General features: G+C 74.8%; 5 protein-coding genes. 1 reads left to right on the top strand and 4 read right to left on the bottom strand.

Annotation, left to right across the window (positions count from 1 at the left end; all coding sequences use genetic code 11):
- Nucleotides 1-149: 149 nt before the first annotated feature.
- From ACK586_RS16975 to ACK586_RS16965, 3 genes are read right to left on the bottom strand one after another with little or no spacing between them, the layout of a single operon-like run.
- Nucleotides 150-680 (bottom strand): DUF4916 domain-containing protein, encoded by a 531-nt coding sequence (locus ACK586_RS16975; RefSeq protein ID WP_409331674.1) that lies wholly within the window; start codon nt 678-680, stop codon nt 150-152.
- A 47-nt stretch (nt 681-727) separates the two neighbouring features.
- Nucleotides 728-1,519, bottom strand: coding sequence for an enoyl-CoA hydratase-related protein (locus ACK586_RS16970; RefSeq protein WP_409331673.1), 792 nt, complete (start codon nt 1,517-1,519; stop codon nt 728-730).
- Nucleotides 1,520-1,528: 9 nt separating this feature from the next.
- Nucleotides 1,529-2,797 carry a diguanylate cyclase domain-containing protein gene (locus ACK586_RS16965; RefSeq protein ID WP_409331672.1) on the bottom strand — a complete coding sequence of 423 codons (1,269 nt, stop codon included), beginning with the start codon at nt 2,795-2,797 and terminating at the stop codon, nt 1,529-1,531.
- Between the two features lie 107 nt (nt 2,798-2,904).
- On the opposite strand from ACK586_RS16965, the gene ACK586_RS16960 reads away from it, so the two are divergent.
- Entirely contained in the window at nt 2,905-3,933 is a 1,029-nt protein-coding gene (locus tag ACK586_RS16960; RefSeq protein WP_409331671.1) for a Gfo/Idh/MocA family protein, read from the top strand.
- Between the two features lie 13 nt (nt 3,934-3,946).
- Here ACK586_RS16960 and ACK586_RS16955 read toward each other — a convergent pair whose 3' ends face one another.
- On the bottom strand, nt 3,947-5,974 hold the full coding sequence (locus ACK586_RS16955; protein ID WP_409331670.1) for a protein meaA: 2,028 nt from the start codon (nt 5,972-5,974) through the stop codon (nt 3,947-3,949).
- Nucleotides 5,975-6,000: the final 26 nt, after the last annotated feature.

The following is a 6,000-nucleotide window of genomic DNA, read 5'->3' as shown; positions in this document are numbered from 1 at the left end:
ATCGCCGCTCGTCTTCCCACCACACCTCATCGGCACGGTGATGATCAAGCGACAGATGTCATGAGACTTCATCCCTGACACATCTCATGGGACTCGACACAGGCGTCACGCCGACGGGTCTCCTCCGGTATCGCGACGGACGCGGAGTCCTAGACGCCGAGGTGGGCCAGCGCCTGGAGCAGCAGGGCGCCCTGCCCGCCGGCCAGCTCCGCGAGGACGCCGGGGTCGCGCGCCTCGTCCGGGGAGAACCACGTGAGCTCGAGCGCGTCCTGCTGCGGTGCGCAGTCCCCCTCGACCGGGACGACGTAGGCCAGCGACACCGCGTGCTGGCGCGGGTCGTGGAACGGCGTCACCCCGGGGGTCGGGAAGTACTCCGCGATCGTGAACGGCTGCGGCGCGGGCGGTACCCGCGGCAGCGCGAGCGGGCCCAGGTCCTTCTCCAGGTGCCGGAGCAGCGCCGAGCGCACCCGCTCGTGGTACAGCACCCGGCCCGACACCAGCGCCCGCTTGACCTGCCCGTCCTCGCCCATCCGCAGCAGGAGCCCCACGGCGGTGACCGCTCCCTGGTCGTCCACCCGCACCGGCACCGCGTCGACGTACACGATCGGCAGCCGCCCGCGGGCGGCGTCCATCTCCTCCGGGGCGAGCCAGCCGGCGTCGGACTCGGTCACATCGGTCACCCGCACTGTCTATCCGACGCCGGTCCGGCGCCCGTGCAGGGGCCCGCTCAGTCGGGCCAGACCGGCGGTCGCTTCTCCAGGAACGCCGTCATCCCCTCGCGGGCGCCGTCGAGCTGGCTGGCGGCGGCCATGACCTCGACGGCGACGTCGTAGGCGTCCCGCTCGGGCCGGTCCAGCTGCGCGTACATCGTCGACTTGCCCCAGGCCTTGCTGGCCCGCGACCCGCGCGTAGCCCGGCCCATGAGATCGGCGACGGCGGCGTCCAGGTCGGCATCGGGCACGACCCGGTTGACCAGCCCCCACTCCAGCGCGGTGCAGGCGTCGATGACGTCGCCGGTGAGCGCCAGCTCCATGGCGCGCTTGCGGCCGACGTTGCGCGCGATGGCGACCATCGGGGTGTGGCAGAACCAGCCACCCTTGCCCCCGGGGGCGGCGAAGCCGGCGGACTCGGCGGCGACCGCGAGGTCGCAGGAGGCGACGAGCTGGCAGCCGGCCGCGGTGGCCAGCGCGTGCACCCGGGCCAGCACGACCTGCGGCACCTCCTGCAGCGTCTGCATCAGCTCCGTGCACAGCGCCAGGAGGCTCCGCACCTCGGTCACCGGGCGGCCGGCCACATCGGCGAAGTCGTGGCCGGCGCTGAACACCGGCCCCTCGGCGGCCAGCACGATCCCCGTGGCGTCGGTGCCGGCGGCGTCGGTCACCGCCTGCAGGAGCTGGCCGAGGTGCTCCCGGGACAGGGCGTTGCGCCGCGCCGGCCGGCACATCGTGATGGTCACGACGTCCCCGGCCCGCTCGGCCCGGGGGACGCCGCTGGTGCTTCCGGTCGCGATGCCGCTCATGCACCGACGCTACCGAGCGGCGGCCCCCGCGGCACCGCCCGCGGGGACGTCGTCCCCGGCCCGCGGGACCGGGAGGTCGCCGCCGCCGGCGTGCAGGACCCCGCGGCCGCGGGCCTTCGCGCCGTACATGGCCAGGTCCGCCTGGGCGAGCACCTCGGGGAACGTCGCCCCGGGCCCGGCCAGGGCGAGCCCGATGCTGACCGAGACCCGCACCGTCCGCCGTCCGACCTCGACCTCGTCGGCGAGCTCGTCGACCAGCCGCTCGCCCACCGCGGCGGCCTCCTCCTGCGTGAGGCCGGGCAGGACCGCGGCGAACTCGTCCCCGCCGAGCCGACCCGCGATCGCGCCGGGCAAGCCGGTCAGCCCCGCCTCCAGCCGCTGCGCCAGCCGGGTCAGCAGCCGGTCCCCCACGGCGTGCCCCGCGCGATCGTTGACCTCCTTGAACCGGTCGACGTCGACGAACAGCACCGCGCCGCCCCGCCCGGTCAGCGCCTTCTCGCCGGCCGCCATCAGGTGGCCACGGTTGGCCAGGCCGGTCAGCGGGTCCACCCGGGCGGTGCGGGTGAGGGCCCGCCGCCAGGCGTCGGCCTCGGTGGCGATCGCCGACAGCCGGGCCACGGTGTCGTCGAGCGCGAGCCGCTGGGCGGCATCGGCGTCCGGGGCCATGCCGCGGACGGCGGCCGCGACGAGGTCGAGGACCTCCTCCCGGCGACCGCCGGTGGCCACGCACTCCAGCGCGCGGTTCTGCAGCTCCAGCAGCCGCGCGTCCCAGCGGTGCGCGGCGACCTGGCGCCGCAGCGACAGCACGCTGCGCACCAGCCGCACCTGGATCTGCAGGACGTCGAGGTCCGCGCCGAGGAACGTGCGCACGTCGTCGTCGAAGACGCCGAGGGAGCCGAGGACGAAGCCGTCCTCGTCGACGAGCGGCACCCCCAGGTAGGCGCGGATGGCCCCGGCGGCCACCGCCGGGTTCTCCGCGAACACCGGGTGTGCCGACGCGTCGCTGATCTCCAGCGGCTCACCGGTGGCCACCACGTAGGCGCAGAAGGACAGCTCGTCGGGCACCGCGGAGAAGGGCACCCCGACACCGATCTCCGCCGGGAAGCACTGCAGGTCCGGACCGACGAGGTTGATCACCGCGATGGGCGCGTCCAGGGCGCGGGCCATGTAGGCCACGACCGCGTCGAGGTCGTCGTTGCCCGCGTGGCCCCCGAGCCGGTAGCTCGCGAGGGCCGCCAGCCGGGCCGGGTCGGCGACAGCGGCGCGGGGGGACTCCACATGCCGCACGGTAACCGCTGTCGGTCACCGTGCACACACGTTGCGGTACGGCGGAGCCGGGACCGTCCCGGCCGCCCGACGCGGTGCGCGAGGTGCATGATCGCGGGATGGACCCCGTGCGCTTCGGCCTGGTCGGCTACGGATTCGGCGGTCGGTGGTTCCACGCCCCGCTGCTCGCCTCGGCGCCGGAGGTCGACCTCCTCGGCGTGGTGACGACGTCGCCCGAACGGCGGGCCCTCGTGGCCGCCGACCACCCCCGCGTGGCCACCTTCGACTCGCTCGGGGAACTGGTGGCCGCGGGCGCCGAGGCGGTCGCGATCTCGACCCCGGCCGGCACCCACACCGCGCTCACCGAGCAGGCCCTGGAGCTCGGCCTCGCGGTCGTCTGCGACAAGCCGTTCGCGCTCGACGCCGCGGCGGCCCGGGGCAGCGTGGAGCTCGCCGCGGCCCGGGGGCTGCCCCTGGCGCCGTACCAGAACCGGCGGTGGGACTCCGACTTCCGCACCGTGCGCGCGCTGGTCGCCGACGGCCGGCTGGGGCGGGTCGCCCGGTTCGAGTCGCGGTTCGAGCGCTTCGCTCCGGAGCCCGGCCCGCCGGCCGCCGGCGGCGGGACGCTGCTGGACTTCCACAGCCACCTGGTCGACCAGGCGCTCGTGCTGCTCGGCCCGGTCACGTCGGTCTACGCCGAGTGGCGGGTGCGCGACGGCGGCCTGGACGACGACGTCTTCGTCGCGCTCGCCCACGCCGACGGCGGGCGGTCCCACCTGTGGGGCAGCTGGAGCCAGGGCGCCCCGGGTTACCGGTTCCGGGTCTCGGGCACCGAGAGCGCCTACGTCGTCGGCGGCCCCATGGACGGGCAGGAGGCGGCCCTCCTCGCCGGCCGGACCCCGGCCGGCGAGGGCGAGCACTGGGGTGTCGAGCCCCCGGAGCGGTACGGCCGGCTGCGCCGCGGGGACGACGGGGCGGTCGTGCCCACCGAGCGCGGCCGGTGGGACGTCTTCTACCCCGCGTTCGCCGCCGCCGTCCGGGGCACCGGGCCCGTGCCCGTCGACCCCCGTGACGCCGTGGTCACCGCGACCGTGCTGGACGCCGCCCGGCGCAGCGCCACGACGGGCGAGGTCGTCCGGCTCGGCTGATCGCCGACGGCGGTCAGGCCGGCGCCGGGACCCGCTCGCCGGAGTCGGCGGGCAGCCCGTTGGCCTCGCGGACCACGTCGACGATCTGGCCCATGATGTCGGTCAGGCCGAAGTCCTTGGGCGTGAAGACCCGGGCCACGCCCTGCTCCCGCAGCCGGCGGGCGTCGCTGTCGGGGACGATGCCGCCGACGACGACCGGGACGTCGTCCAGGCCGGCCTCCCGCAGGCCGCGCAGCACGGCCGGGACCACCTGCAGGTGCGAGCCCGACAGCACCGACAACCCGACCACGTGCACGTCCTCCTCGACGGCGGCCGACACGATCTGGGCGGGGGTGAGCCGGATGCCCTGGTAGACGACCTCGAAGCCGGCGTCCCTGGCCCGGACGGCGATCTGCTCGGCGCCGTTGGAGTGACCGTCCAGGCCCGGCTTGCCGACCAGGAGCCGCAGCCGGCCGCCGAGCTCCTCCCCGGTGGCCCGCACGCGGTCGCGGACGGCGGCCAGGCCCTCGCCGGCCTCCCCGCCGGTGGCCGCGGCGACACCGGTCGGCGCGCGGTACTCGCCGAACACCTCGCGCAGCACCCCGGCCCACTCCCCCGTCGTCACGCCCGCGCGGGCGCACTCGAGGGTGGCGTCCATCAGGTTCTCGTCGGTGCCGGCGACCCGGCGTAGCCGCTCCAGCGCCTGCTGCACCGGCTCGGGGGCGCGCTCGGCGCGCCACCTCCGGACGGCCTCCTGGGCCGCGTTCTCGACCGCCGGGTCGACGACCATGATCGCGGCGTCCAGATCGGCGGTCAGCGGGTTGGGCTCGGTGCTGTCGAACCGGTTGACGCCGACGACGACGTCCTCGCCGCTCTCCATCCGGCGCCGGCGCTCGGCGAGCGAGGCGACGAGCCGGCCCTTCATGTAGCCGGACTCGACGGCGGCGACCGCACCGCCCATCTCCTCGACGCGGGCCATCTCGGCACGCGCGCCCTCGATCAGCTCGGCGACCTTCCGCTCGACGACGACCGAGCCGGTGAACAGGTCCTCGTACTCGAGCAGGTCGGTCTCGTAGGCCAGCACCTGCTGCAGCCGCAGCGACCACTGCTGGTCCCACGGGCGGGGCAGGCCGAGCGCCTCGTTCCACGCCGGGAGCTGCACGGCCCGGGCCCGGGCGTCGCGCGACAGGGTCACCGCGAGCATCTCCAGCACGATGCGCTGGACGTTGTTCTCCGGCTGCGCCTCGGTGAGGCCGAGCGAGTTGACCTGCACGCCGTACCGGAAGCGGCGGTGCTTCGGGTTCTCGACCCCGTACCGCTCCCTCGTCAGCTCGTCCCAGAGCTCGGTGAAGGCGCGCATCTTGCACATCTCCTCCACGAAGCGGACGCCCGCGTTCACGAAGAAGGAGATGCGCGCGACCACCTCGCCGAACTGCTCCTGCGGCACCTGCCCGGAGTCGCGCACCGAGTCCAGCACCGCGATCGCGGTGGACAGGGCGTAGGCGATCTCCTGCACCGGCGTCGCCCCGGCCTCCTGCAGGTGGTAGCTGCAGATGTTGGTCGGGTTCCACTTCGGCATGGCGGTGACCGTGTAGGCGACCATGTCGGTGATGAGCCGCATCGACGGCCCGGGCGGGAAGACGTAGGTCCCGCGCGACAGGTACTCCTTGATGATGTCGTTCTGGGTGGTGCCGGCCAGCTTGCCGACGTCGTGGCCGTGCTCCTCGGCGACCGCCTGGTAGAGCGCGAGCAGCCACATCGCCGTCGCGTTGATCGTCATGGACGTGTTCATCTCGTCCAGCGGGATGCCGTCGAACAGCGCCCGCATGTCGCCGATGTGCGTGACCGGCACGCCGACCTTGCCGACCTCGCCGACGGCCAGCTCGTCGTCGGGGTCGTACCCGGTCTGGGTCGGCAGGTCGAAGGCCACCGACAGGCCGGTCTGGCCCTTGGCCAGGTTGCGGCGGTACAGGGCGTTGGACTCGGCGGGCGAGGAGTGGCCCGCGTAGGTGCGCATGACCCAGGGACGGTCGCGCTCCTCTGGCGACGAGGGGAACGGCATGGACGGAGGATAGGGCGGTTACCGGC

Source organism: Trujillonella humicola, assembly GCF_046233715.1.
GTDB classification, from domain to species: Bacteria; Actinomycetota; Actinomycetes; order Mycobacteriales; family Geodermatophilaceae; genus Trujillonella; species Trujillonella humicola.
This window is presented reverse-complemented; position numbering and strand designations above follow the sequence as displayed.

What these genes read in the sequence shown, in the direction of transcription:
- ACK586_RS16970 (WP_409331673.1), bottom strand. Translation starts at nt 1,519, where the DNA reads ATGAGCGGCATCGCGACCGGAAGCACCAGCGGCGTCCCCCGGGCCGAG.
- ACK586_RS16960 (WP_409331671.1), top strand. Translation starts at nt 2,905, where the DNA reads ATGGACCCCGTGCGCTTCGGCCTGGTCGGCTACGGATTCGGCGGTCGG.
- ACK586_RS16955 (WP_409331670.1), bottom strand. Translation starts at nt 5,974, where the DNA reads ATGCCGTTCCCCTCGTCGCCAGAGGAGCGCGACCGTCCCTGGGTCATG.